Source organism: Anaerostipes sp., assembly GCF_018381315.1.
In the GTDB taxonomy this organism is placed as follows: domain Bacteria; phylum Bacillota; class Clostridia; order Lachnospirales; family Lachnospiraceae; genus Anaerostipes.
Window position 1 is genome coordinate 24,990 of the sequence record NZ_JAGZSD010000006.1, and the last position, 25,804, is coordinate 50,793.

General features: G+C 41.3%; 25 protein-coding genes. 23 read left to right on the forward strand and 2 right to left on the reverse strand.

Features of this window, described 5'->3' with window-relative positions; translation table 11 throughout:
* Position 1 precedes the first annotated feature (1 nt).
* The 4 genes from recN (at position 2) to spo0A (KH180_RS06430) (ending at position 4,833) form a co-directional block, all read left to right on the forward strand.
* A complete protein-coding gene (gene recN, locus KH180_RS06415) occupies positions 2–1,684 on the forward strand; it encodes a DNA repair protein RecN (RefSeq protein WP_290758041.1) in 1,683 nt (560 codons plus the stop codon).
* 102 nt (positions 1,685–1,786) lie between these two features.
* Positions 1,787–3,004: a SpoIVB peptidase gene (gene spoIVB, locus KH180_RS06420; RefSeq protein WP_290758043.1), complete on the forward strand. Its 1,218-nt coding sequence runs from the start codon at positions 1,787–1,789 to the stop codon at positions 3,002–3,004.
* 110 nt (positions 3,005–3,114) lie between these two features.
* On the forward strand, positions 3,115–3,933 hold the full coding sequence (spo0A, locus tag KH180_RS06425) for a sporulation transcription factor Spo0A (RefSeq protein ID WP_290758045.1): 819 nt from the start codon (positions 3,115–3,117) through the stop codon (positions 3,931–3,933).
* Between the two features lie 93 nt (positions 3,934–4,026).
* Complete coding sequence (gene spo0A, locus KH180_RS06430; protein ID WP_290758048.1) at positions 4,027–4,833, forward strand: sporulation transcription factor Spo0A; 807 nt, start codon at positions 4,027–4,029, stop codon at positions 4,831–4,833.
* Between the two features lie 32 nt (positions 4,834–4,865).
* On the opposite strand, the gene KH180_RS06435 is transcribed toward spo0A (KH180_RS06430), so the two are convergent.
* Positions 4,866–6,608 carry an Rqc2 family fibronectin-binding protein gene (locus tag KH180_RS06435; protein WP_290758050.1) on the reverse strand — a complete coding sequence of 581 codons (1,743 nt, stop codon included), beginning with the start codon at positions 6,606–6,608 and terminating at the stop codon, positions 4,866–4,868.
* A 122-nt stretch (positions 6,609–6,730) separates the two neighbouring features.
* Here KH180_RS06435 and KH180_RS06440 point away from each other — a divergent pair, with 122 nt between their 5' ends.
* From KH180_RS06440 to KH180_RS06480, 9 genes are all read left to right on the forward strand, one after another.
* The gene (locus KH180_RS06440) at positions 6,731–7,126 is read left to right on the forward strand and encodes a PH domain-containing protein (protein WP_290758053.1); all 396 of its coding nucleotides are present in this window, start codon (positions 6,731–6,733) and stop codon (positions 7,124–7,126) included.
* 164 nt (positions 7,127–7,290) lie between these two features.
* Entirely contained in the window at positions 7,291–8,502 is a 1,212-nt protein-coding gene (gene hisZ / locus KH180_RS06445; RefSeq protein ID WP_290758055.1) for an ATP phosphoribosyltransferase regulatory subunit, read from the forward strand.
* A gap of 1 nt (position 8,503) precedes the next feature.
* Positions 8,504–9,157 (forward strand): ATP phosphoribosyltransferase, encoded by a 654-nt coding sequence (gene hisG / locus KH180_RS06450; RefSeq protein WP_290758057.1) that lies wholly within the window; start codon positions 8,504–8,506, stop codon positions 9,155–9,157.
* A 4-nt stretch (positions 9,158–9,161) separates the two neighbouring features.
* Complete coding sequence (gene hisD, locus KH180_RS06455) at positions 9,162–10,457, forward strand: histidinol dehydrogenase (protein WP_290758059.1); 1,296 nt, start codon at positions 9,162–9,164, stop codon at positions 10,455–10,457.
* A gap of 14 nt (positions 10,458–10,471) precedes the next feature.
* Positions 10,472–11,059: an imidazoleglycerol-phosphate dehydratase HisB gene (gene hisB / locus KH180_RS06460; RefSeq protein ID WP_290758062.1), complete on the forward strand. Its 588-nt coding sequence runs from the start codon at positions 10,472–10,474 to the stop codon at positions 11,057–11,059.
* The gene (gene hisIE / locus KH180_RS06465; protein ID WP_290758065.1) at positions 11,060–12,298 is read left to right on the forward strand and encodes a bifunctional phosphoribosyl-AMP cyclohydrolase/phosphoribosyl-ATP diphosphatase HisIE; all 1,239 of its coding nucleotides are present in this window, start codon (positions 11,060–11,062) and stop codon (positions 12,296–12,298) included.
* A 78-nt stretch (positions 12,299–12,376) separates the two neighbouring features.
* Complete coding sequence (locus KH180_RS06470) at positions 12,377–12,538, forward strand: hypothetical protein (protein WP_290758067.1); 162 nt, start codon at positions 12,377–12,379, stop codon at positions 12,536–12,538.
* A gap of 150 nt (positions 12,539–12,688) precedes the next feature.
* Positions 12,689–15,331, forward strand: a complete 2,643-nt coding sequence (gene alaS / locus KH180_RS06475; RefSeq protein ID WP_290758069.1) for an alanine--tRNA ligase — start codon at positions 12,689–12,691, stop codon at positions 15,329–15,331.
* A gap of 217 nt (positions 15,332–15,548) precedes the next feature.
* A complete protein-coding gene (locus KH180_RS06480; protein WP_290758071.1) occupies positions 15,549–15,950 on the forward strand; it encodes a hypothetical protein in 402 nt (133 codons plus the stop codon).
* Between the two features lie 154 nt (positions 15,951–16,104).
* On the opposite strand, the gene KH180_RS06485 is transcribed toward KH180_RS06480, so the two are convergent.
* Complete coding sequence (locus tag KH180_RS06485; RefSeq protein WP_290758073.1) at positions 16,105–17,688, reverse strand: X2-like carbohydrate binding domain-containing protein; 1,584 nt, start codon at positions 17,686–17,688, stop codon at positions 16,105–16,107.
* A gap of 213 nt (positions 17,689–17,901) precedes the next feature.
* Between KH180_RS06485 and KH180_RS06490 the strand changes: the two genes are divergently transcribed.
* The 10 genes from KH180_RS06490 to KH180_RS06535 all read left to right on the forward strand — a co-directional run bounded on the left by KH180_RS06490 (position 17,902) and on the right by KH180_RS06535 (position 25,705).
* The gene (locus KH180_RS06490; RefSeq protein WP_290758076.1) at positions 17,902–18,207 is read left to right on the forward strand and encodes a hypothetical protein; all 306 of its coding nucleotides are present in this window, start codon (positions 17,902–17,904) and stop codon (positions 18,205–18,207) included.
* 150 nt (positions 18,208–18,357) lie between these two features.
* A complete protein-coding gene (gene rpsU, locus KH180_RS06495; RefSeq protein WP_006567174.1) occupies positions 18,358–18,534 on the forward strand; it encodes a 30S ribosomal protein S21 in 177 nt (58 codons plus the stop codon).
* A 112-nt stretch (positions 18,535–18,646) separates the two neighbouring features.
* Positions 18,647–18,913 (forward strand): YabP/YqfC family sporulation protein, encoded by a 267-nt coding sequence (locus KH180_RS06500; protein WP_290758080.1) that lies wholly within the window; start codon positions 18,647–18,649, stop codon positions 18,911–18,913.
* 12 nt (positions 18,914–18,925) lie between these two features.
* Complete coding sequence (locus KH180_RS06505) at positions 18,926–20,161, forward strand: sporulation protein YqfD (RefSeq protein WP_290758083.1); 1,236 nt, start codon at positions 18,926–18,928, stop codon at positions 20,159–20,161.
* Positions 20,162–20,255: 94 nt separating this feature from the next.
* Positions 20,256–21,263, forward strand: coding sequence for a PhoH family protein (locus KH180_RS06510; RefSeq protein WP_290758086.1), 1,008 nt, complete (start codon positions 20,256–20,258; stop codon positions 21,261–21,263).
* A 4-nt stretch (positions 21,264–21,267) separates the two neighbouring features.
* Entirely contained in the window at positions 21,268–21,765 is a 498-nt protein-coding gene (gene ybeY / locus KH180_RS06515) for an rRNA maturation RNase YbeY (protein ID WP_290758089.1), read from the forward strand.
* Positions 21,766–21,773: 8 nt separating this feature from the next.
* Positions 21,774–23,426: a putative polysaccharide biosynthesis protein gene (locus KH180_RS06520; RefSeq protein WP_290758093.1), complete on the forward strand. Its 1,653-nt coding sequence runs from the start codon at positions 21,774–21,776 to the stop codon at positions 23,424–23,426.
* Between the two features lie 155 nt (positions 23,427–23,581).
* On the forward strand, positions 23,582–24,106 hold the full coding sequence (locus KH180_RS06525) for an RNA polymerase sigma factor (protein ID WP_290758096.1): 525 nt from the start codon (positions 23,582–23,584) through the stop codon (positions 24,104–24,106).
* A gap of 7 nt (positions 24,107–24,113) precedes the next feature.
* Positions 24,114–25,154 (forward strand): DUF4367 domain-containing protein, encoded by a 1,041-nt coding sequence (locus KH180_RS06530; RefSeq protein ID WP_290758098.1) that lies wholly within the window; start codon positions 24,114–24,116, stop codon positions 25,152–25,154.
* Positions 25,155–25,246: 92 nt separating this feature from the next.
* Positions 25,247–25,705, forward strand: a complete 459-nt coding sequence (locus KH180_RS06535; protein WP_290758101.1) for a hypothetical protein — start codon at positions 25,247–25,249, stop codon at positions 25,703–25,705.
* Positions 25,706–25,804: the final 99 nt, after the last annotated feature.

Genomic DNA, 25,804 nt, shown 5'->3' on the forward strand with positions numbered 1-25,804 from the left:
TATGTTACAGAGTCTGCATGTAAAAAATTTAGCTTTAATTGACGAGATTGAGATCCAGTTCGATGAGCATTTAAATATTCTGACCGGTGAGACAGGTGCTGGAAAATCCATCATCATCGGTTCCATTGAGAGCGCCCTTGGGAAAAAGGTTTCCAGGGATATGATCAGGCCGGGACAGAAGGAGGCTTTGATCGAACTCTTATTCTATACAGATGATGAGGATATTCTTGGGGATTTAAGGGAAAAAGACCTGGCTGCAGAAGACGGCATGATTTTGATAAAGAGAGTGATCTCCGAGAAACGCAGTGTCAACCGTATCAATGACTGTATGGTTACGTTAAAGACCCTTCAGGAGGTTGCTGAAAGGCTCATGAACCTTCACGGACAGCAGGAGCATCAGTCGCTTTTAAATGAAAAAAATCACAAATCGATTTTAGACCATTTTTTAAGCCAAAATGGGAAACAATATGTAAAAGAGACAAAAACGTCTTTTGAACACCTTCAGAAGCTGCTGAAACGGCAGGAAGAGTTTACTGTAGATGAAGCACAGAGACTTCGTGAAATGAGTTTTTTAAATCATGAAATCCAGGAAATTGAAGATGCACAGCCTGTGAAAAATGAAGATGAAGCTTTGGATGAACAATATCAGAAGATGGTTCACAGCCAGGAGATCATGGAGGGTATCAAAAAAACTTATGAATGTACCGGAAATGAAGCAGACATATCTGTGGGGACACTGCTCTCAAGCGCTTTAAAACACCTTCAGGGTATCGTAAATCTGGATCAGGCACTTGGGGATACGTATGAACAGCTTCTCCAGGCAGAGGATATTATTAATGGATTTAACCAGCAGATCTCAGAATATATGTCATCCATGGAATTTGATGCCGAAGAATTTGCCAGGACAGAAGAAAGGCTGAATCTGCTCAACAGCCTGAAAGACAAGTACGGCAGGACCATTGAGGACGTGTTAAGCTACCGGGATAAGGCACAGGAGAAACTTTTAACCTACGAACATTATGAGGAAGAAAAAGCCCTTCTTCTTGAACAGACAGCCCGGGCAGAAAAGATGTTTTATGAAACGGCAGGCAGGCTGTCAAAAGAGCGGAGAAAAGCGGCAAAGATTTTGGAACAGCAGATTTTTAAAGCTCTCTCAGACCTTAATTTTCTTTCAGTCAAGTTTCAGATTCAGGTCTCATCTTCTGAGGCAGCCAATGCTGATGGAATTGATAAAGTATCTTTTCTGATCTCAACCAATCCTGGCCTTCCGGTCCGTCCTATGGCAGAGGTGGCATCAGGAGGTGAGCTTTCCAGGATTATGCTTGCCATCAAATCCGTTCTTGCAGATGTGGACCAGGTGGGAACCTTGATTTTTGATGAAATAGACACAGGGATCAGCGGAGAGACAGCGAACAAAGTGGCCCGGAAGATGGCCGTTATCGCAAAAGACCATCAGGTGCTGGCGATCACTCATCTGCCCCAGATTGCAGCAATGGCTGACTCTCATTATTATATTGAAAAGCATGCCGACAAAAAGAAGACCACGACTACCATACAGAGACTCTCACAGGAGGATTCCTTAAGGGAATTGGGCCGGATGATCAACGGCGATGATCTCACAGAGGCCGTTTTAAAAAACTCAAAAGAAATGAAATGTTTAGCAAATGACGCAAAATTATACTGAGTGCTTTTCGTTGGTTTCAGACATAATAAAAAGGATGTATCGCATAAACGCATACGTCCTTTTTTAAATCATTAAATGATTTAATCTGTTTAGGAGGAAACCATGAGAAAATACTACTACCGAAAACTTCTCATTGCTCTGTTTGTCATAAACATCGTAGGAATCTGTGCCGTTTATTTCAAATACTGCAGAAATGTACTGCCCAATGCTATTGAGCTGACCATGGGTGAAAAAGCATGTTTAAAGTATGACGTGCCGGCGGTTGGAACCGTCAAAGATCAGAAGGTCAAGCTCAACAGGCCCTTTGTTCTGACCAAAGATTCTGTTGGACAGGATGAGATCAAAGCAAAGCTGTTTGGAACCATTCCATTAAAGAACATTAAGGTAAATGTGGTCAAACAGAAGACATTGGTGCCCAGCGGCAAGATTGTGGGCATCTATGTGGAGACAAACGGAATCCTGGTATTGGAAACCGATATGATCACCGGGGTAGACGGAGGCAATCACGCTCCAAGCTCCAATAAATTATATCAGGGTGACTATATTCTGTCAGTCAATGGGTCAAAGGTTGAGACAAAGGTTGATTTTATGAAAAAAATCAATGAAAGCAATGGCAGGGAAGTCACTCTGGAAGTGATCCGGAACCATAAAAAAACAAAGATCAAAGTTCAGCCGGTCCAGTCTGTCACAGACAGCCAGTACAAGATTGGAGCCTGGGTGAGGGACAATACTCAGGGGATCGGAACCATGACTTATGTGGCAGGAAACGAGTTTGGCGGCCTGGGACATGGGATCTGCGACATGGATACCGGAAAGCTGATGGACATCAAAGGAGGATATCTGCTGACTCCGCAGATTGATACAATCCAAAAAGGAAAATCCGGTTCTCCCGGAGAGATTGTCGGGAGCATTTATTACAAGGAGGCAAATCTGCTGGGAACGATCCGTAAGAATACCAAATACGGCATTTACGGAACCACCCAGTCGGATAAGAAAGACAAAGCATACCGCATCGGCTATAAGCAGTCGGTTAAGACTGGCAAAGCACAGATTATAAGCTGCATCAGCGGCAGGAGAGAAACCTATGATATTGAGATCAAAAGTGTAGATCAATCCAACCATGACGTATTAAAAGGTATGGAGATTGAGATAACTGATCCGAAACTGTTGAAGCAGACCAATGGTATTGTTCAGGGTATGAGCGGAACTCCTATCATTCAGAATAACCACATTATAGGTGCTGTGACCCATGTGTTCGTTGACGATTCGACAAAAGGGTACGCTACCTTCATTGAAAATATGCTAAATTCCTCTAAATAGAAAGGTTTTGCTGTTATTTACAAAGAACTTGCGAAGGATAAGGGGTGTTTGTAAACTTTGCAAATATATATAATTATATTGTAAATAAAAACAGAATCGGAGGACTTAACATGAGCAAAATTAATGTGGCAATCGCGGATGATAATCAGAAAATGGTCAGTATGATGACTCAGCTATTAAACTTAGATCAGGATATAGAGGTCATCGGAAGTGCAGGAAACGGTGAAGCAGCCGTGGAGATTATCAAAGAGAAAAAGCCGGACGTTGTTCTTCTGGATATTATCATGCCGAAGCTTGACGGAATCGGGGTATTGGAAAAGCTTCGTGATGAAAGACTGGAAAAACAGCCGACGGTAATTATGGTGACTGCCATGGGACAGGAGAGTGTTGCAGAGGAAGCAATGGAACTGGGAGCATCATACTTTATCCTGAAACCATTTGATTCGGAAATGGTAATCCGAAAAATAAAACAAGCAAAATTAGACAAAAAAGTACAGAAGCCTTTTGTCGCATTAAAGAACCAGGAAGGGCTGAACAGGAATCAGCTGGAGATTATTATAACAAACATTATCCATGAAATAGGTGTGCCGGCTCACATCAAGGGATATCAGTATTTGAGGGATTCAATTATGCTGGCCATCTACGACATGGATATTTTGAATTCGATTACGAAACAACTATATCCAACAATTGCCAAACAGTTTGGTACTACATCTAGTAGAGTTGAGAGAGCGATCCGTCACGCAATTGAAGTTGCCTGGGGACGCGGAAAGATGGATACCATTGATGCTTTGTTTGGATATACGGTTCATGCGGGAAAAGGAAAACCAACAAATTCAGAATTTATTGCACTAATTGCAGATAAAATCAGACTGGAATACGGCGATCGAATCGTGTCGCAAAAAATGTCTGAAAATGATGTAAGATAGTAAATATTGTTTGATTATGCGATTGACAAAGGGGAATATGCTTGATATATTTCTCTCTTAGAATGGTTAGATTTGGATGGAGGGGTATACATAATGTATGATAAGCGGAAAATTTTGATAGCTGTAAGCAGTCAAAATGAGGCTAAGGAACTTTGCAGAGAAATGGAAAATGAAATGAAGGTAGTTGGAGTTGCTTACGATGGTGCATCTGCAGTGAAACTGATTAAGGAACAAGAGCCTGACGTGGTAGTTATTGATATTGTCCTCCCGGTTTTAGATGGATTAGGCGTGATTGAACAGTGCAACGGTACCATAGCTGAAGACAAAATACCTTCTTTTATTGCAATTACTTCCATCGGAAACCAGAGACTGATTGAATGCATCAGCCTGATGGGTGTCGATTACTGCATGATGAAGCCGTTTCATACAAACGTCTTAATTGACAGGATCAATCAGATGATGAGAATGAAAAGGGTGAACACCGGCTATCAAAAAACATTTGAAGTGAAAAGTGAACCTGTTCAAAAAACGTTTTCAGAATATGATATTCAAAAAGATGTGACGAAGATCATCAGAGATCTGGGTATACCTGCTCATATTAAGGGTTACCAATACATTAGGGAAGGTATTATCATGGCAATCCATGATGTCAATATGATGAATTACATAACCAAACTTTTATACCCAACCATAGCTCAGAAATATAAAACAACTTCCAGCAGTGTGGAACGGGCAATCCGCCATGCCATTGAAGTGGCCTGGAGCAGAGGAAAGATCGAACTGCTGGAAGAGATGTTTGGATATACAATCAGCGCCGGCAAAGGGAAGCCGACAAATTCAGAATTCATTGCACTGATCGCAGATAAACTCAGACTTGAATATCATATGAATGCATCTTGACAGAAAGAAAAACCGCCAGAACACTTTTTCGGTTACAGTTCTTTGATGCCTGAGATATCAGGGATGCACATCATAGAATAATTGGTATGGTAAATAACAAATCCAGGCTTTGCTTTCGGCGGTTTTTTTAATTCCTTTCGCTGGATATAATCAATCTCTACTTTTGGTGCCTGACGGCCGCTGGAATAATAAGCGGCAAGCTGCCCGGCTTCTTCAAACGTAGTATCCGGCAGAGTATCTGCCTGTTCTTTTTTGACGATTACGTGGGAGCCAGGCATATTTTTTGCGTGGAACCACCAGTCTCCCCCGTTGGCAAACTTAAAAGTCAATTCATCGTTTTGATAATTGTTTTTGCCGACATACATATGAAATCCGTCGGAAGAAACAAAATGCAGCGGTTTAGATTTTGCCGGCTTTTTTACTCCTTTTGAACCGCGTTTTTTCAAATAGCCATAATCTGAAAGTTCCTGCTTGATGGATGCAAGATCCTGTTCATTTTCTGCAAGGGAAAGAGAAGACGCAATCGATTCAAGATGCATCAGGTCATCCTTTGTCTCCACTGTAAGCTCTGAAAGAGCTTCAAAGGTCCGTTTCAGTTTATTATATTTGGTAAAGTATTTCTGTGCATTCTCCTGCGGAGTTTTTGCCGGATCAAGAGGAATGGTGATTTCCTCGTTGGTGTAATAGTTCAGGCACGTGAGGGATTTGGATTCAGGCTCAAGCCCGTATCCATATGCCTGAATCAATTCTCCGTATATTTTGTATTTATCTCTTTTTTCCGTATCGAGAAGCTGCTTTCTCTGCAGGTCATATTTCTTGCTCGTGCGTTCAATGGAAGTCTGGACTATTTTTCTAAGATCCGCAGACTTCTGTTTCATTCTTGTGTACTTTTCCTTCTCAGAGTAATAGCTGACTAAAACATTACTGATGGAAGGAAAGACTTTCACATCATAAGATGAACCGTATGATGTCATAGGAAAACAGGAAAATTCTTTTGGTTCCCCATTCTGATATATTATATTGGGCGTATAGTCGTGCTTTTCTACAGCAAGGGCCAGTTTCTTAAGCTGACCATACAGGTCGGAGCACTGATCTTCTGTAAGTGAATCTGTGGGCTGATTTCCGTCTGCTCCGGCGCGGTAGCAGATTTCGTTTGCCAAAAAAGAACTCATGCCTGTGATGGAAGAGCAGAGAGCTTTAGCCACAGATAAAGGTTTGGGTTTGATCTCACTGAGAAAATCCTCCAGGGTTAATACGTCAATATCTTTTTTATGCTGTGTAGGAGGCTTGCAGTACTCCATTCCCGGCAGTACTTCCCTTTTGGAACTCATATTGGCTCCTACGTGCCGGATGCTGTCCAGAATTGTCCCGTTCTGTCCTACAAAGATCAGATTGCTGTGTTTCCCCATAAGTTCAATAATCAGTTTTTTCCGGCATACATCACCCAATTCATCCAGATGTTCCACTGTAAGTTCAATGATTCGTTCATAGCCCGGCTGATTCACAGAAATGATCCGGCCGTTGCTAAGGTGCTTTCTCAAAAGCATGCAGAAATTAGGAGCCTGTATCGGATTTTGTTTCCCCTGTCCCGACAGATAGACGATCGGCAGGCTGGGGCTGGCAGAAAGATGAAGTCTTAAATTTTCACGGTTCTGTTTAATAACAAGCGTAATCTCATCCGCCTCCGGCTGGTAAATCTTATAAATTCTTCCTTGCAGAATCTTTTCATTTAGTTCGTTTACGATATTTGAAATGACAAATCCGTCAAATGCCATAGCTGCACCTCCATTTTTTAGACACTCGTATTATAGCACGTGTTGCTTTGTTTTGGTTGATTTTTTGCTGGCAAAGCAGGTATAATGGAAAGGTAATTTGCAGAATATGGAGGACCGAGTCAATGATAGATGAACAAAACAGAACATGGTCAGACCGCAGGCATCTGCTGTGGTGGCCGATTACCTTTACAAAATACAGGGTTGAGAACCAAAGATTATATACGGAGACAGGAGTTTTGTCAACACATGAGGAGGAATGCCTTTTATACAGGATTATGGATGTTTCTTATGAGAGAAGCTTCGGCAACCGCATTTTCGGCACCGGCACCATAAGGCTTACCACAAAGGATGTCTCAACTCCTGTTATCGAACTTAAGAATATTGCTGATTCCAGAAGAGTCAAGGATCTGCTGAGTCAGTGGATTGAGGATGAACGGATCGCCAAACGGGTAGTGGGACGTGATATGTACGGGGCAAGCAGCCATATGGATGAAGATATAACGGACAGGGATATGTAAAGCAAATGCTGCCACTGCGGAAATGAATTTTTCTGCGGTGGTTCTGTCATATACCGGCGCAGAAAAGGTTGACAAGAAAAAGAGAGACTGGTATGATTACTAAAGTGTTTAATGTGGTAGCGAATTAGCACTTTAATTTGTTAAAGCAAAGAAGGAGAAGAATTATGAATCAAAAGAGGGTCCATACGCCGGAAGGAGTAAGGGATATATACGGATTAGAATGCAAAAAAAGACTCAGGTTAAAGGACAAATTAAATCATGTATTTCAGCTTTACGGCTATGAGAACATCATAACTCCGACCTTTGAATTTTTTGATATTTTTAACAGTGAAAAAGGAACTGTTTCTTCCAAAGAAATGTACAAATTTTTTGACCGGGAGGGAAACACGCTGGTCCTCCGCCCGGATATTACACCTTCTGTAGCCAGATGTGTGGCAAAGTATTATGACAGTGAAGAACGGAACCTGCGGTTTGCTTATACAGGAAATGTGTTTCAGAACAATTCCAGCTATCAGCTGAAGCTGAAGGAAACCTGTCAGATGGGTGCAGAGCTTATCAATGACGCATCCAGCCACGGGGACGGAGAGATTATTGCCATGGCTTTAGATTGCTGCCTGAATGCGGGGCTTAAGGACTTCCGCCTGACCATCGGCCAGGTAGAGTATTTTCAGGGGCTTGTGGAGTGCATCGGAGATGAAGATGTAAAGGAACAGCTGAGAGAGCTGATTATCAATAAAAACTTTTTCGGACTGATTGAATTTGTGGAGGGACTTGATATTCCTCAGAATGTAAAGGACGTTTTTGTACAGTTCAATGAGCTGAACGGCGATGTGGATATTTTAGATAAGGCCGATGCCCTTGTATCCAATGAGACATCCAAGAGGGCCATCCGGAAGCTGAGAAAGGTATACCGGATGCTTCAGGTATATGGGTTGGAACAGTACATAAGTTTCGATCTGGGTATGCTGAGCCGCCACAACTACTATACCGGGGTTATTTTTAAAGCCTATACCTACGGAACCGGAGATGCAGTGCTGAAGGGCGGACGTTACGACAATCTGATTGAACAGTTCGGCAAGAAGGCGCCTTCTGTTGGATTTGCCATTGTGCTGGACAATCTGATGATGGCTATGGAGCGCCAGAAGATTGAAATGGAAGCGGATGTCACTGATATGCTGATTATTTATGAAGAAGATGCCATGGAAGCTGCAATTCCGGCTGCAGTGAACTGCAGGAAGGAACAAAAGACGGTGATATTGGAAAAACGCAGCAGAGACCTGGAAGAATATAAAGCTATGGCTTCGGAACAGTCGATCGGATGTATTTTATATTATGAAACCAGGGACACAGTAAAGGATTTAACGAAAGGGCAGTGACATGAGATATATAACATTTGCATTGGCAAAAGGAAGGCTTGCCAAGAAAACATTATCTTTGCTGGAGCAGATAGGGATTACCTGCGAAGAGATGAAGGATGAAAAAACAAGAAAACTGATCTTTGTGAATGAAGAGCTTAAGCTTAAGTTTTTCCTTTCCAAAGCAAGTGATGTTCCGACTTATGTAGAGTACGGGGCAGCTGACATCGGAGTGGTCGGAAAGGATACGATTTTAGAAGAAGGGCGTAATCTTTATGAGGTGCTGGACCTTGGGTTCGGGAAATGCAAAATGTGTGTGTGCGGACCGAAAGAGGCCAAAAAATATCTGAACGGCAGCCAGCTGATTCGGGTGGCATCCAAGTATCCGAACATTGCGAAAGAATATTTTTATAACAAAAAGCTCCAGACAGTGGAGATTGTAAAGCTCAACGGATCCGTGGAGCTGGCTCCTATTGTAGGACTTTCAGAGGTCATTGTGGATATCGTGGAGACAGGTTCTACTTTGAGAGAAAACGGTCTGGAAGTGCTGGAGGAGATTTGTCCGCTTTCTGCAAGAATGGTTGTGAATCAGGTGAGCCAGAGAATGGAACAGGAACGGATCAGCAAGATTGTCATTGCATTAAAAAAGTTATTGGACGAGAAGAAACAGGGGTGACACTATGAGAACTGTAAGGATTAACAAAGATTCCATCGCAGACATTTTAAATAATCTGCTGAAAAGAAGCCCGAATCACTATGAGGGGTATCAGGAGCAGGTGGATGCCATCGTCAGTGATGTAAAGGCAAGAGGCGATGAGGCACTGTTTGAGTATACGGAGAAGTTTGACGGAGCGAGGCTTACGGCTGATACTGTGCAGGTCACAGAGGATGAGATAAAAGAGGCCTATGAGAAGGTAGAACCGGCTCTCTTGGAGGTAATTAGGAAGTCTATTGCCAATATCCGTGACTTTCATCAGAAGCAGAGACAGAACAGCTGGTTTGAAACACAGGAGAACGGCATTCTGTTAGGACAGAAGGTAACGCCTCTTGCAACCTGCGGTGTTTATGTACCGGGCGGAAAGGCAGTTTATCCGTCTTCCGTGCTTATGAACATAGTTCCGGCCCATGTGGCAGGAGTGAAGGAGATTGTCATGGTGACACCTCCGGGCAGGGACGGCAAAGTCAATCCGAATACTCTGGTTGCAGCAAAAGAGGCAGGTGCTTCAAAGGTATATAAAGCAGGAGGGGCACAGGCTGTTGCGGCACTGGCTTTCGGAACAGTATCCATTCCAAAGGTGGATAAGATCGTAGGTCCGGGAAATATTTATGTGGCGCTGGCAAAAAAAGCAGTATACGGAAATGTGAGTATTGATTCGATTGCAGGACCCAGTGAGATCCTGGTTTTGGCTGATGAGAGCGCAAATCCCCGGTATGTGGCAGCAGATCTGCTGTCCCAGGCAGAGCATGACGAGATGGCAAGTGCTATCTTAGTGACCACAAGTGAGAAACTTGCAGAGCAGGTTTCCAAAGAGGTTGACGGATTCTTAAAGCAGCTCTCCAGAACAGAGATCATGGAGAAATCTCTCAATTCTTTTGGCTATATTCTGATCGCAGAGGATCTGAAGGAAGCAGTAGATGCAGCAAATGCCATCGCATCGGAGCATTTAGAGATTATGACAGAAAATCCATTTGATGTTATGACCAGAATTCAGAATGCGGGAGCGATTTTTATCGGACCGTACAGCAGTGAACCGCTCGGCGATTATTTTGCCGGACCGAACCATGTGCTTCCGACTAACGGGACAGCCAGGTTCTTTTCTCCGCTGAGCGTAGACGATTTTATCAAGAAATCCAGTGTGATCTATTATTCAAGAGAAGCCCTGGAACCGGTCCACAAAGATATAGAGACATTTGCAGAGCAGGAAGAGTTGACAGCCCATGCCAATTCGATTAAAGTGAGATTTGAAAACGAATAGAGAAAGGAAGCATTATGAGTCGCAGTGCGGAAATTATCCGGAATACAAGTGAAACAAAGATTAAACTGTTTATCGATTTGGACGGACGCGGAGCATCTGAAGTTGATACCGGCATTGGTTTTTTTGACCACATGCTGATCAGTTTTGCAAAGCATGGTTTTTTTGACCTTAAGGTAAAGGTAGAAGGGGACCTGCACGTGGACAGCCATCACACGATCGAGGATACCGGAATTGTCCTCGGTGAGGCGATTAAACAGGCGGCCGGTGATAAAAAAGGGATCAGGCGGTACGGCTCTTTTATTCTGCCCATGGACGAGACACTTGTGCTGTGCGGACTGGACCTGTCAGGAAGACCTTACTTTGAGACGGATCTTTCCTTTACGGCAGACAGGGTCGGCGGATTCGATACGGAGATGGTACGTGAGTTCTTTTATGCAGTATCCTATGCCAGTGCCATGAATCTGCATATCAGGAAACTGACAGGTACAAATAACCATCATTTGATGGAGGCGGCATTTAAGGCATTTGCCAAGGCGTTGGACGAGGCAGTCAGTATTGACCCGCGGATCACAGATGTGCTTTCTACGAAAGGGGCATTATAAATGGAACGACAGATAAAAATAATCCCATGTATTTATGGAGAAAAACTTTCAGAATCCGCCAAGGCATTTGATCATGCAGGTGCGGATGCTGTCAGCTATTATGACACAAAAGTAACGGCTGAGGTTATAAAAGAGATCACCAAAGATATTGATATTCCTCTGTATGCAGGGGGCGGCATTGAGGATCTGGAAAATGTGAAAAAGATTCTCTATGCAGGAGCTTCTAAAGTCTGCCTCGGAAAGACGGTTCTTGTGGACAAGGAGATCGTTAAGAAGGCCAGTGACCGGTTTGGAAAGGATCAGATCATCGTGTCTGTGGATCTGGATATCCAGGAGGATGCAGCTGCATTTGCAAAAGAAATGAAAAGACTTGGAGCAGGGGAACTGCTGCTGGTGGCAAACAAGGGATATGAAGTTTATGCAGACCTGATCAGAAAGATCAGAGAGGTATCCGGTCTTCAGCTTATGGTCAGTATACCTGATGTAAAGGAAGCGGTCAGAGTGCTTGAGCTTACCGGCGCCGATGACCTGGCAGTGGCGTCTGCAGAGTCATTTCCGGTGATGGAGCTGAAACATCAATGCAGAACTTCAGGACTCCAGGTGAATACTTTTGAAAGTTCTATGAGCTTTGATGAATTTAAATTAAACAGTGATGGAATGCTAACGGTGGTAACTCAGGATTATAAGACCAATGAAGTGCTCATGGTCGCTTATATGACAAAGGAAGCGTTTGAAAAGACCGTAGAGACCGGTGTCATGACCTATTACAGCCGCAGCAGGAATGAACTGTGGACCAAAGGGGATACATCAGGACATTATCAATATGTAAAATCTCTGACCATTGACTGTGACAGAGATACCCTGTTAGCCAAGGTAGAGCAGGTTGGAAACGCCTGCCATACCGGAAATTATTCCTGCTTTTTCACAGATCTTGTGAAAAAGGAATACAAAGATGACAATCCGATGGAAGTGTTTCAGTCTGTCTATGATGTGATTATGGACCGGAAAGAACACCCGAAGGAAGGCTCCTATACGAATTACTTATTTGAAAAAGGAATTGATAAGATTCTCAAAAAAGTCGGTGAGGAAGCCACAGAGATTGTGATCGCAGCCAAGAATCCGGATGTGGAAGAGATGAAGTATGAAATATCTGACTTCTTATATCATCTGATGGTGCTGATGGCGGAACGGGGCATGACATGGGACGAGGTGACCAAGGAATTAATTGAAAGAAAATAATTGTCATACGCTGTCCGATTTGATATAATTGCCACATGAGCAAACCAAAGAACCGTGGTTTGATAAAGGAGGCAGGACATGCACGCATATTTATCAGAGTTTGTCACATATCTGATCAAGTTTATTTTTTTGCTTGCAGTATCGGCAGGCGGCGTCTTTTTCGGAAAGAAGCTGGCCGTCGGTAAGATGCAGAAGAGATCACAGAAAGCAAAGGAAGAGGCAAAGCAGGATCAGGAATAAGATGTGTAAGATAGAATGGAAAGCCTTCTGAATGTAACAGAAGGTTTTCTTTATGCATAGGAAATTCCTTCAGAATATCCCGTGCAGCAAGAAAGAATCCCGCTTGCAGGATGCTGTTCAGTTTCATATTAATTTTAGGAGGATGAAAATTTGAAGTCATATGGAGTAAACGAATTGAGGAAAATGTTCCTTGATTTTTTTGAGAGCAAAGATCATTTGGTGATGAAGAGTTTTTCTCTGGTGCCCCAAAACGACAAGAGTCTTCTGCTGATCAATGCAGGTATGGCACCGTTAAAACCGTATTTTACAGGACAGGAAGTGCCGCCAAAGACCAGAGTTGCAACCTGTCAGAAGTGTATCCGTACCGGAGATATTGAAAACGTAGGAAAGACTGCAAGACACGGTACCTTTTTTGAGATGCTCGGGAATTTTTCTTTCGGAGATTATTTTAAAAAAGAGGCGATCCGCTGGTCCTGGGAGTTTTTAACTGAGGTTGTAGGGCTTGACCCGGACCGTCTGTACCCGTCTGTATATCTGGATGATGACGAGGCGTTTGAGATTTGGGAAAAAGAGATCGGCATTGCGCCTGAGAGGATCTTCCGTTTTGGAAAAGAGGACAACTTCTGGGAGCATGGAGCAGGACCCTGCGGGCCATGTTCAGAGATTTACTATGACCGGGGAGAGAAATACGGCTGCGGAAGTCCGGATTGTACTGTAGGCTGTGAGTGTGACCGCTACATGGAAGTCTGGAACAACGTTTTTACTCAGTTTGAAAATGACGGAAACGGCAATTACGAAGAACTGGAAAATAAAAATATTGATACCGGAATGGGTCTAGAACGCCTGGCTGTTGTTGTCCAGGAAGTGGATTCCATCTTTGATGTGGATACAATCAAAGCAATTCGTGACAGGATTTGTGAATTGGCAGGAGTGACATACGGGGCAGATGAGAAGAATGATATTTCAATCCGGGTTATCACAGACCATATCCGTTCTGCATCCTTTATGATTTCTGACGGGGTCATGCCGTCCAATGAAGGGCGTGGATATGTGCTCCGCCGTCTGATCCGCCGCGCTGCCAGACACGGAAGAATGCTCGGAATGAAAGATCTGTTTTTGGCAGGCCTGAGCAAAACGGTTATTGCAGAATCCAAAGACGGATATCCGGAACTGAAAGAAAAAGAAGAATTTATCTACAAAGTTCTTACAAAGGAAGAAGAGCAGTTTAACAGGACCATCGATCAGGGACTTCAGATTCTTGCAGAGATGGAAGAGGATATGTCACGGGAAGGAAAGAAGGAACTTGCCGGAAAGGATGCTTTTAAGCTCTATGATACTTATGGATTCCCGCTGGATCTGACAAAAGAGATTCTTGAGGAAAAGGGTATCTCTGTAGACGAGGATGGATTCCGGAAATCCATGGAGCAGCAGAGAGAGCAGGCGAGGGCAGCCCGTGAGACAACGAACTACATGGGTGCTGACGCAACCGTCTATGAGCAGCTGGATCCGGCTATGACCTCTGAGTTTGTGGGTTATGATACGCTGACTTGTGAGTCAGAGATTATCGCTGTGACAACAGAGACGGAACTGACAGATACCTTAGTGGAAGGGCAGAGAGGTACCATCATCTGTTCAAAGACACCGTTTTATGCCACCAGCGGAGGACAGGAAGCGGATCAGGGTGTAATACTAAGCGAAAATTCTTCTTTTGCAGTGGAAGATGTGATTAAACTTTCCGGAGGAAAGTTCGGACATATAGGCTATGTGAACGAAGGCAACTTAAGTGTCGGAGAAAAGGTTTTACTCAATGTCAATGAAAGAAACCGCCGTCAGACAGAAAAGAACCACAGCGCAACCCATCTTCTCCAGAAAGCACTGCGCACTGTATTGGGAAGCCATGTAGAACAGGCTGGTTCCAGCAACAATGCAAAGCACCTGAGATTTGATTTTACTCATTTCTCTCCGATGACACCGGAAGAAATTAAAAAGGTGGAGAGTATTGTGAATGAAGAAATCGCTGCAAATCTGCCGGTAGACACAAAACTGATGTCTATGGAGGATGCGAAGGACACAGGTGCTATGGCACTGTTCGGCGAGAAATATGGGGATGAAGTGCGTGTAGTTTCCATGGGCGATTTCTCGGTGGAATTATGCGGAGGTACTCATGTGCCTAACACAGGATCCATCACGGCATTTAAGATTCTTTCAGAAACCGGTGTGGCTGCAGGTGTCAGGAGAATCGAAGCAATCACAGACAAAGCAGTCTTTGAATATTATGAGAAAATGGAAGAAGAACTGTTTGAGGCTGCAAAAGTTGTAAAATCAACACCGGCCAAGCTGATGAGCCGTCTGGAAGCCTTAATGGCGGAACTGAAAGAGCTGCACAGTGAAAATGAATCTTTAAAGAGCAAATTAGCGAAGGATGCTCTCGGAGATGTTATGGACCAGGTACAGGAAGTAAGCGGAGTGAAGCTTCTGGCTGCAAAGGTGGCAGATGTGGATATGAACGGTCTTCGTGAACTTGGCGATTCCCTGAAAGAAAAACTTGGGGAAGGCGTCATTGTACTGGCATCCTCTCTTAGCGGAAAAGTATTCCTTGTTGCCATGGCAACCGACGGAGCCCAAAAAGCCGGGGCACATGCAGGCAATCTGATCAAAGGCATTGCAGGATGTGTCGGAGGCGGCGGAGGCGGCCGCCCGAATATGGCACAGGCCGGAGGGAAAAAGCCGGAAGGAATCGATGATGCGATTGCGAAGGTGAAGGAAGAGCTGGCTGGACAGCTGGACAAATAAAAAACATATTAAAAATCCATGGACATGCAGGAAGAATCTGCTGTCCATGGATCTTTTTTTGTTTCATTAGGTAATCTTTTAAAATTATTTCTTAATTTATGTCACAAATGACAGGTCAAAAAGGTTATATAGGTAAGAGCTTCTAGCAACAAGTTAAAGACGAATTCATTTTCAAGTTCCAAATTTAGCAAATAAATGCGTAGGGAGGAAAGTCAGAATGCAAAAAGTTAGCATATTAAGAAATATTGTTTTATTAATAGTACTATGCTGCATATTCCAGGGATGTGTAAAAAAGGATAATAAAGAAGGTCATAAAATACAAATATCCCAAAAAGAAGTACAAGTTTTAATTAAAGATGCCGAAAAACGCCTAGAGACAGGTATGAATGAATCTCTGAAAGAAGTAAAGTATGATCCTGAGTATTACAAAAAAATTCGTTATAAAACAAGAGAAGAATTTATAAAAGATATGTTGAGTGAAACATTTAAAAAGAATTATACTACTGATCGTATTATTATTTTACAAGCGTATTATAAAGATACAGGAGAAATAGATTCGATGATATATGGCAAGGATCCGAAAACTGGAAAATGGAAATATCTTCAGCGGTTTCGTTAATTGCATTCTTGCAATCAAAATGAAGATTTTTGAAGCGATATAAATAGGCGTTGGTATTAAATGGAAAATCATAAAATAAAAACCATTGAGTCTCCTAATATTAATATAAGAGCCTAATGGTTTTTATTTTTATGGACTATCTCAACGAATAAAGTTAGTATGCTTTTACGGATTTACTTTTTGAGTATGCTCCGTATACTTTCTGGTTCGTTGAATCGTAGTAGTAATATCGAACCTGAACATAATATCTGGCATTTTTCTTTAATCCCGTTTTTGTATATACATTTTTGCCTAATCCAGTTGTTTTGTAGGTTGCTTTTTTCATACTGCTGCTGCGGGAATAGCGGAAACGGAATGCACGTTTTGAACCATCTGCTTTTGTGCTGGTCTTTGATGTTGCAACGAATCCAACACCCTTGCCGGATTTACCTTTTACAGACAAAGCAGAAGCCCTGCCGACACTTAACTTAGAAAACTTTGCAGTGAGCGTTACATTTAATCTGTCATCTGGAACAGTTGTCACTGTTTTGCCGTTGTAAGTCCATCCAGCAAACTGGTAACCTTTTCTTCCGGCTGCTTTGTAGCTTCTCTTGTTCCATTCGGGCAGCTTACTGCCGGCAGTTTTGTTTGATAACGTTGTAATGGATTTGTTCTTATATCCTTTTAAAATCAGGTTTGTTTTCTTTAAGGATTTGAAGATATCGACTTGACAGATCGGATCACTGCCTTCGTCAAAATCAAAGGTTAAATATTGTGTTCCGACAGCAAATTGACTGAAATAATCTTTGCTGATTGTTACATAATCGGTTCCAACGGTATAATCTTTTCCGCTTGCTAAGGTTTGAGAACCATTTTTGATGGATTTTAAGGTCCGGCCGTTATTTTCGATTCCTATAACAATATCGGTTTGTTTTGATAAATCAAATTTCTGGGGAGTCTTAACAGTTGCATTTTTCATCGGTGTAATTTTGATAGTTCCGAGAGTAGTATCGGTTATTTCATTGTTAAATGCATTTCCTGCAGAAGTTACGGTAATTGTAAAATCACCTTCCGGCAATGTATTTAAGTCGGCCTGAGTAAAAGTAAAGGTTACCTCGCCGTTTTTAACAGCATTGGCTTTCGCTGTGAATTTGACTGTATTGCTGCTGTCTTTGATGGATGCAGTTAACTCCAGTGCAGCTGGATTTGTGTCTGAAAAGAATGCTTTGTCAAGTTTCGCCTTGATTTCCCCATCGGCAGCTTCAAAATCACTTCTGGATTTTGTCAGGGTAACAGACTTGTCAATGGTTACTGATGGAGTTTCCTTGTTAACTGTAACGGAGCCAATGGTTGCTTCTTTAACAGAATTTGCGCTGGAAGCTGTAGATTTGGCTTTGATTTCGTAAGTACCTGCAGGTAATAGGTTCAAGTCTTTACGTGCAAATTGAAAGATTACCTCAGCGTCTGTATCTGTAGAGGTTGTCTTGGCAGTACTAGTTGATTTAATTGTTTTCTCTACAGTTCCATCTTTATATCCGATAGTTGCTTCCAAGGTCACATTTAAAGAAGTGGATGTTTTAGACAGAGATGCCTTTACATCCTTATCTTCCGAAAATTGTGCAACTGTTCCTGTGATTGAAGCAGTACCGGAAATAGTAGTCGTCGTTGTTCCTTCATCTGCACGGATCGGAGTTATGGTAAATACAGTAACCATAACTATACATAACATTACGCTGCATAGTTGTTTTAATTTTTTCATATGTTACCTGCCTTTCTTAGTTGAACTGGTTGCTTAATTAATTCGTTTGTAACAAAGATTACAAAAATTAATGCTTAATACCATATTAACATATATTGGATAAAAATAGAATTGAAATATACCGGTATATTCAGAAAATTGTAATAAATTTCTTTAATATATTTGATATAATAGAGAATGACGAATAAGAAACAGAGAAAGGAGTAAAACTGTATGCTGAAGAAAAAGAAACAGATCTTTCAGGGAAGATCGGTAAAAAAATTTAGCGAGATCAGGGATATTTTAGATATTTATCATGTAAAATATACTTATCAGGTAAAAGATACAGTTAATGACACTGGAAGTGATTCACCACTTTCTTTTTTAGGCCGTCAGCAGGGGATGGCCCCCAGGGCTTTCACAGGAAGTGCCGGAGTAGCTGGAGAAGATTTAAAAAACTATGTCATTTATGCAAATGAAGAAGAGATAAAGGAAAAGGTCCCCGAGCATCTTCAAAAAGAGATAAAAGACACTCTTTAAAAGCCCTTCATAAAACTCATACTTTTCATCAAAAAACTGGTTTTTACTATTGACGAATATCCCAATTATGGTATAATAATCTAGTGCAAGAAAGTGCCCAAACAGTCATAATGCACAATATAAGGCTGGAGGGGAGGTCAGGAATTAAGAATGTCAAACGTTATCGTTAAAGAAAATGAATCTTTAGACAGCGCTCTTCGCAGATTTAAGAGAAACTGTGCCAAAGCAGGTATTCAGCAGGAAATCCGCAAAAGAGAGCATTACGAAAAACCAAGTGTTCGTCGTAAGAAAAAGTCTGAAGCGGCTCGTAAAAGAAAAGTAAAATAATAGAAGCAGGCATCGTATACTTAAGGTATACGGTGCTTTTCTTTTGCATATATTAAAACAACGATAGAATGCTTAAGTGTGCGGCTGCGCCAAAAGCATAGTGAGGGTTTGTATGAAGAAAAAGCCAAAGGAGGCATTAGCCAAAGGTTTATCCCTTCCAAGAGATGTGGTCTTTGGCGATTTTATTATTACCTTGACAGGCAATGAACAGGTAATGATTGAAAATTATAAGGGAATCCTGTCTTACGAAGAGAATCAAATTGTCGTCCAGGGAAACCATGTGGTTTTGAGGATCATAGGGACAAATCTTGTCATTCAATATTATTCCATGGAAATTATGAAAGTGACCGGTGAAATTACAAGACTGGAATACGCATAAAGGAGAATCAGGATGGTCAGATTAATACAATATTTTTTTGGAAGCATTTTTATAGAGATTTCCGGTCCTTCCGTGGAACGTTTTTTGAACCTATGCGCAAAGCAAAACCTGGTGCTGTGGAAGCTGAAACCAGGAGGGAAGGGATATCAGTGTTCTATACAAAAGAGAGCCTATGAAACTGTTTTGACACTGGCAGAAAAAACGGGAACTGCAGTAGAGATTCAGGGGAGAAAAGGGCTTCCCTTTTTTTTATTGCAGCACCGAAAGAGAAAGATGTTTTTCTTCGGTATCGGCATGGCCTTAGTTTTAATGTTTTTAATGTCGCAGTTTATCTGGGAGATTACGGTCACCGGTAATGAACGGTATTCAAAAAGTGATATGCTCAAATATGTAAGAAATAATTTTTATCAAATTGGTACCTTTAAGAAAAAGATTGACTGCAATCTTTTAGAGGAACATATTCGGGAGGACCATGAAGGCATTGCCTGGGTATCCTGTTCCATTAACGGCACCAGATTACATATTGACATTAAAGAATCACTGGACAGAAAAACAAAACAGAATCCAAAAAAGCCATGTGATATAGTCTCTAATAAGAAGGGGACCATAACTGCCATGTCTGTGAAAAGCGGGACACCGCTGGTACAGGTAGGAGACAAGGTAAAACCAGGAGACACTCTTATTTCCGGGATGATCTATTACTACAGTGATGATTATCAGGTAACAGAAACCAGCAGGATCAAGGCAGACGGACAGATTATTCTTAAAACAGATGAGGATTACAAAGAGACAATACCAATCGCCACATACGAGAAAAAATTTGTATCTAAAAGTACAAGGGTGGAAAGTGTACAGCTTTTGAATTGGCAGCTGAAGCTTCCGATCAAAGAACAGAAAGGAGATTTTGATGTATTTGGAGAAAAGAAACTGCTGCACATTGGGGATCTTTACTTTCCGATCGGGATCACCACAAAGAGATTTGAAGGATATGAACCTAAGCGCAGAGTACTGACGGAAGCTCAGGCGCAGAGTAAACTGAAAAAACGTCTTGCTTCCTATTTGGAAAAGAAAAAGAAAAAAGGAATCAAGGTCATAAAGACCAATATCCGGTATCAAAGGCAGGGAAACGACTATGTCGCCAAGGGAACTATCCAGGTTGAAGAACCGGTAGGAAAGATCAGAAACATTAAGTCACTCACAAAGAAACAGGTGGATAAAATCACGCCTACAACAGCAACACCACGCTGATTCTGTTATACAGGGATCCACAAAATGTTGAAAAGATCCAGGGCAAATGGTAAACTACTAGTAATATAAGAAAATAAAAGGTTGAGGAGTAACTATGAATCCGATAGAAATAGATGTGGAATTTCCTTCAGAGCATGGAGGGAATGTATTTGGACAGTTTGATGTTTACATGAAGAAAATCGAAAAAACTCTTCATGTAAACCTGATCTTAAGAGACGGGCAGCTGAAAGTGGTAGGCAGCGAGGAAGCTGTAAGAAAAGCGCAGTCCGTGATCGGAGAGCTTCTGGAGCTTTCCAAGAGGGGCAATATTATCACAGAACAGAATGTCAATTATGCCTTATCTCTCTCTATGGAAGAAAAAAGCGGCCATCTGCTGGAATTGGATAAGGATGTTATATGCCATACCATTCAGGGAAAACCTGTGAAGGCAAAGACACTGGGACAGAAGAAGTATTTAGAACAGATTTCGGAAAAGATGATCACATTCGGCATCGGGCCGGCCGGAACGGGAAAGACATATTTAGCCATGGCTATGGCAATTACTGCGTTTAAAAATGATGAGGTAAACCGGATCATTTTGACCAGACCGGCGATAGAAGCGGGTGAAAAGCTGGGCTTTCTGCCCGGTGATCTGCAGAGCAAGGTCGATCCTTATCTCAGACCTCTCTATGATGCCCTTTATGAGATCATGGGAGCAGAAGCCTTTATGAAGAATATGGAAAAAGGGCTGATTGAAGTGGCGCCGCTGGCCTATATGAGGGGAAGAACCCTGGATAATTCCTATATTGTTCTCGATGAAGCGCAGAATACCACACCGGCTCAGATGAAAATGTTTCTCACAAGAATCGGATTTGGTTCCAAAGCTATTATTACCGGAGATTTGACACAGAAGGATCTTCCGTTTGACAGCATATCCGGTCTGGAAGAGGCTGTGAGAGTGCTCGGAAAGATTTCGGATATCGGTATCTGCCGGATGACCAGCAAGGATGTAGTGCGCCATCCTCTCGTACAGCAGATTGTCACTGCCTACGAAAAATACGAAGATGGAAAGAACCGTAAGAAGAAAGAGAAAGCTCCGAGGAAACGAACGAAAGACAGGTAAGATTATGAGTGTTTTTATAGAGAACGAATACGAAGGAACAGCTGATATAGATTGTGAAGTAATTGCGGGACAAGTTATTGAGGCTGCTGTAGATTATGTAAACTGCCCTTTTGAGTGTGAGGTAAACCTGATGCTTGTGGGAAATGAAGAGATACATCAGATCAATCTGGAACAGAGAGGGATTGACCGTCCTACAGATGTCCTCTCATTTCCGATGATTGAGTATGAAAAGCCAGCCTGTTTTGAGGGATTAGAGGAAGATACGGCAGCTTTTCATCCGGACTCAGGAGAATTGATGCTGGGGGATATTGTAATTTCTATGGACAAGGCCAGAGAGCAGGCAGAGGCCTACGGACACAGCCTAAAAAGAGAATATGCTTTTTTAATTGCCCACAGCATGCTTCATCTGTTTGGCTATGACCACATGGAAGATGATGAACGTGCGGTGATGGAAGCAAAACAGGAAGAGATCCTGCAGCTGGTCCACTATACAAGAGATTAGAGGTAACTATGGGAAAAAAACAAAAGAGCAGTTTTTTAGTACAAGGAACCATATTGATTGCAGCCCAGATGCTTTGCCGTATTATCGGATTGCTGTATAGAAGGCCGTTATTTTCTGTTATTGGTGAACAGGGAATGGGTTATTATGGATTTGCATATACGATCTATAGCATGGTTTTATTGATAGCATCGTTTAGTATTCCGCTGGCAGTATCCAAAGCGATTGCGTCCAGACTTGCGATGAAACAGTATAGGAATGCACAGAGAGTATTTCATGGTGCTTTAATTTATGCAGCTGTAGTTGGCGGGGCAGGTTTTATATTCACATATGTGGGAGCACCTTTTCTTGTCCCGAATGAGGGATCTGTTTTTGCGCTTAGAACGATGTCACCTACAATCTTTTTCTCTGGAATTTTAGGAGTACTGCGCGGATATTTCCAGGGGCACAATACTATGGTGCCAACCTCTGTATCACAGATTATTGAGCAGATTTTAAATGCAATAGTCAGCGTTGTTATGGCATATGTTTTAGTGGCACCTTATGTAGGACATGCTACAAAAGCAGCAGCTTTCAAACTTGCAGAACACGGTGCGGCGGGAAGTGCTATAGGTACAGGTGCAGGTGTTCTGGTCGGACTGTTATTCTGCTTTATTGTTTATTTAAGCTATCGGCCTAAAGTAAAAATACAGGTCAAGCACGATAAAACAAAAAAAACGGAATCTTACAAACGGATTGTAAAGATTCTGATTTTTACAATTACTCCGGTCATTTTCAGCACATTTATTTATAATTGCAGTGCCAGTATTGATTCCACTTTATTTGGTCATCTGCTGACAAACAAGGGATTGCCGGAAACAACAGTGTCTGCTTTTTATGGACTGTTTTCAAGCCAGTATAATGTATTGATTAATGTTCCAATTGCTATCGCATCCTCTTTATCTAATGCCATCGTACCTGATATTGCAGGATCCTATGCGGTCAATGATCAGGATGCAATCAAAAGTAATATTGATATTGCTGTCAGATTTATATTGCTGATTGCGATACCTTGTGCAGTTGGAATTGCCGTTTTAGCCAAACCCGTGATTGGGCTGCTGTTCGGACCGAAATATGCAGTCGAGGGATTAAGTCCGAGAATGCTGCAAGTCGGTGCGGTTTCTATTGTATTCTATTGTCTGTCTACTATGACAAATGGTATACTGCAGGGGCTTGGAAAGATGAGAGTCCCAGTAAAGCATTCAGCTATTTCAGTTGTGGCAAATGTAGCGGTTTTAGTGCTTCTGATTCAGACTACAAATGCGAATGTCTATGCAATCGTTTTAGCTACCGTAGCTTTTTCAGTTGTTATGAGCGCACTTAATGCCCGGGCACTTACGAAATTTACAGATTACAGGCAGGACCTGAAAAAATCTGTATTGAAGCCTGTTTTCAGTGCAGGCATTATGGGGATTGTTATTTTTATAATTTCTTGGGCTTTTGAGCAGTTTATATCTGGATCCAGCCTGGGATATGCGGTTTGTCTTGCTGTGGCAGTTCCTATAGGTATGATTATTTATTTTGTATTTGTAATTAAATTTAAAACTTTTTCTGAACAAGAATTAAAACAAATGCCGAAAGGACATGCTATTTTGAGATTAGCTCAAAAGTTAAAATTGCTGTAGCCTTAATACTAAAATATCAGTTTTGGTGTACATTATGACAGGCAGGCACATTAACAGAAATTAAAATTTTGGTCACAAAAGCCTTCTTTCTTTCGTTATCTTTATAAAGGTACATAGAAAGGGGGCTTCTTTACTTAATACAGGAGGAACTTCCTATGCTTGCAATGATCATGGCAATTGAGGATGATAAAGACCGTCACAAGGCGGAACAGCTGTACCTTACATACCGGAATATTATGTTTTATGCAGCAAAAAGAATACTTAAGGATGATGCGCGGTCAGAAGATGCACTGCAGAATGCCTTTGAGGGCATCATTAAAAATCTGGATGCGGTTGCCGAAATTGATTCTATACGTACCAAGTCTTATGTTATTCGTGCGGCAAAAAATAGTGCGATCAGCCTTTATAGAAAAGACAGCCGATTTGTGTCATTCGATGAAGAATTTGCGGTATCGGAACTGGAAATGTTTCAAAGTATGGACATAGATGATGATGTGAGAAATTTAATGGAAGCAATTTATCAAATTCCGCAAATATACAGAGATGTTTTAATACTGAAATCACTGCATGGGTATTCAAATCGTGAGATAGCAGCTGCATATCGGGTTTCAGAGAGTGTCATAAGAAAGAGAATGGAGCGGGCAAAGGCGAAATTAAATCAGATTTTGGAAGGGAGGTAAAACATTTATGGATTTAGATGTAAGTGCTGACTTATTATATAAAGCATTAAAAGAAATGGATGAAATCGAACTAAATATATTGAACGAAGAGGCATCTGTTAAGCACATTTTTACTGATAACTTTGAACAAAATATGGAGCGGATGCTTAATAAAGTAAAAAGGAAAGAATGGTTTTCTAGTACAACTGTAATTCGAAAGGCTGCGATGGCTGCAATAATAGTTCTTGCTGGACTCACGGCAGTGACGGTGACTGTTCCAGCTTTCAGAAAGAAATTTATTTACATGTTAGAAAAAACATTTCCAAAATTTTTTGAAATTGAATTAGATAAGGATAGATCAGAAGAACCTTTAAAGAAAAAAGATTTTACCTTAGATAAAGTCCCCTTAGGAATGAGACTTGTAAAGCGAGTGGAGGGAGAGAGGGAAGTCTACAAAAATAAAATGGGAGGATTTCTTAGTTTTAAATATGGGGAAATGCCTGGTGCTGCTGTATGGGCGGATATTGGAAGTTTAGAAATTCAACCAGATAAATTATCAGGATTATGGCAAAAGGAAAAAATTATTGGCGGCATAAAACAGTTAACATGGAAGGATGCTGATTTTATCTTTTCAATTTCCACAAATGAAAATAATTTGGATTTATATACTTTGGCTGATCAAATCAAGCGTAAATGGACAAAGTATGTTCCTACCTATATCCCAAATGGATTTCGCAGAACATACTTTGATGATGATTCAGAAAACAGTTTCGTTTATGAAAAAGGAGATTTCTATATTGCAATAGATTATGAGGATGTTGATGCTGGCAGTATTTCATTTGATAATGAGCATACAATAATAGAAAAAAAGAAATTTTCAGGGCATCCTGCATATTTTACTAGGCAGATGAACAAAAAGGACAAAACTAATGGTATAACATGGTATGATAATGAGTATCTTTTTGGTGTGACGACAAATTTATCAGAAGAAGAAACGTTTAAAGTGGCACAGGGATTAAAAAAATGTAACAAAGATTTCGATAATATTTGTGAGAAATATACAAAATAGAAAAACTCAAAGATTTTTGGTCACAACGAGGCCTCCTCAAACGTTGTATTTATGTAAGAGATCATAGATACAACGTTTGAGGAGGTAGTTTTATGCACAGAAATAGAAAAAAATATGTATTGTTTATTATGAGTTTAGTGTTATTACTTTTTATTACAATTCCAGTATTTGCAGAAGATGGAAATATCACAGCAACTATTCTTTCAGAAGAGGACTTTGTAGAAGATAATGAAATATCTCCATACTCACTGGCAACGGAGAAAGCAAGATGTTACTTCTCTTCGAATAAGAATCCTTTGGTGTTATGCGCAAAGTTCAGAGGAACAGCAGCCGAGAAAAGTATTTCTATAAAGCTATCTTTGCAAAAATTTGTAGATGGGAAGTGGAAGGTAGAACAGTCATGGACTGGAAATACGAAAAAAAAGGTTTTTACAATTACGAAAAGAAAATCAGTTGGGGTGGGAAGATATCGTGGAAAAGCAGTCTTTACAGTGAAAACAAATAGTAAATCTGAAACATTTACAAAATATAGTAATGTAATTGATAAATAGTAAAACGCAAAAGTATTGAAAAATGGAAGATATTTTCCATAAGGAAATATAAGGGAAAAATAGAAACAAATCAAAAAAAGAAATATTTTAAATTAGGAG

Coding starts and splice junctions, on each gene's coding strand:
- recN (WP_290758041.1), top strand. CDS start 2: ATGTTACAGAGTCTGCATGTAAAAAATTTAGCTTTAATTGACGAGATT.
- spoIVB (WP_290758043.1), top strand. CDS start 1,787: ATGAGAAAATACTACTACCGAAAACTTCTCATTGCTCTGTTTGTCATA.
- spo0A (WP_290758045.1), top strand. CDS start 3,115: ATGAGCAAAATTAATGTGGCAATCGCGGATGATAATCAGAAAATGGTC.
- spo0A (WP_290758048.1), top strand. CDS start 4,027: ATGTATGATAAGCGGAAAATTTTGATAGCTGTAAGCAGTCAAAATGAG.
- KH180_RS06435 (WP_290758050.1), bottom strand. CDS start 6,608: ATGGCATTTGACGGATTTGTCATTTCAAATATCGTAAACGAACTAAAT.
- KH180_RS06440 (WP_290758053.1), top strand. CDS start 6,731: ATGATAGATGAACAAAACAGAACATGGTCAGACCGCAGGCATCTGCTG.
- hisZ (WP_290758055.1), top strand. CDS start 7,291: ATGAATCAAAAGAGGGTCCATACGCCGGAAGGAGTAAGGGATATATAC.
- hisG (WP_290758057.1), top strand. CDS start 8,504: ATGAGATATATAACATTTGCATTGGCAAAAGGAAGGCTTGCCAAGAAA.
- hisD (WP_290758059.1), top strand. CDS start 9,162: ATGAGAACTGTAAGGATTAACAAAGATTCCATCGCAGACATTTTAAAT.
- hisB (WP_290758062.1), top strand. CDS start 10,472: ATGAGTCGCAGTGCGGAAATTATCCGGAATACAAGTGAAACAAAGATT.
- hisIE (WP_290758065.1), top strand. CDS start 11,060: ATGGAACGACAGATAAAAATAATCCCATGTATTTATGGAGAAAAACTT.
- KH180_RS06470 (WP_290758067.1), top strand. CDS start 12,377: ATGCACGCATATTTATCAGAGTTTGTCACATATCTGATCAAGTTTATT.
- KH180_RS06480 (WP_290758071.1), top strand. CDS start 15,549: ATGCAAAAAGTTAGCATATTAAGAAATATTGTTTTATTAATAGTACTA.
- KH180_RS06485 (WP_290758073.1), bottom strand. CDS start 17,688: ATGAAAAAATTAAAACAACTATGCAGCGTAATGTTATGTATAGTTATG.
- KH180_RS06490 (WP_290758076.1), top strand. CDS start 17,902: ATGCTGAAGAAAAAGAAACAGATCTTTCAGGGAAGATCGGTAAAAAAA.
- rpsU (WP_006567174.1), top strand. CDS start 18,358: ATGTCAAACGTTATCGTTAAAGAAAATGAATCTTTAGACAGCGCTCTT.
- KH180_RS06500 (WP_290758080.1), top strand. CDS start 18,647: ATGAAGAAAAAGCCAAAGGAGGCATTAGCCAAAGGTTTATCCCTTCCA.
- KH180_RS06505 (WP_290758083.1), top strand. CDS start 18,926: ATGGTCAGATTAATACAATATTTTTTTGGAAGCATTTTTATAGAGATT.
- KH180_RS06510 (WP_290758086.1), top strand. CDS start 20,256: ATGAATCCGATAGAAATAGATGTGGAATTTCCTTCAGAGCATGGAGGG.
- ybeY (WP_290758089.1), top strand. CDS start 21,268: ATGAGTGTTTTTATAGAGAACGAATACGAAGGAACAGCTGATATAGAT.
- KH180_RS06520 (WP_290758093.1), top strand. CDS start 21,774: ATGGGAAAAAAACAAAAGAGCAGTTTTTTAGTACAAGGAACCATATTG.
- KH180_RS06525 (WP_290758096.1), top strand. CDS start 23,582: ATGCTTGCAATGATCATGGCAATTGAGGATGATAAAGACCGTCACAAG.
- KH180_RS06530 (WP_290758098.1), top strand. CDS start 24,114: ATGGATTTAGATGTAAGTGCTGACTTATTATATAAAGCATTAAAAGAA.
- KH180_RS06535 (WP_290758101.1), top strand. CDS start 25,247: ATGCACAGAAATAGAAAAAAATATGTATTGTTTATTATGAGTTTAGTG.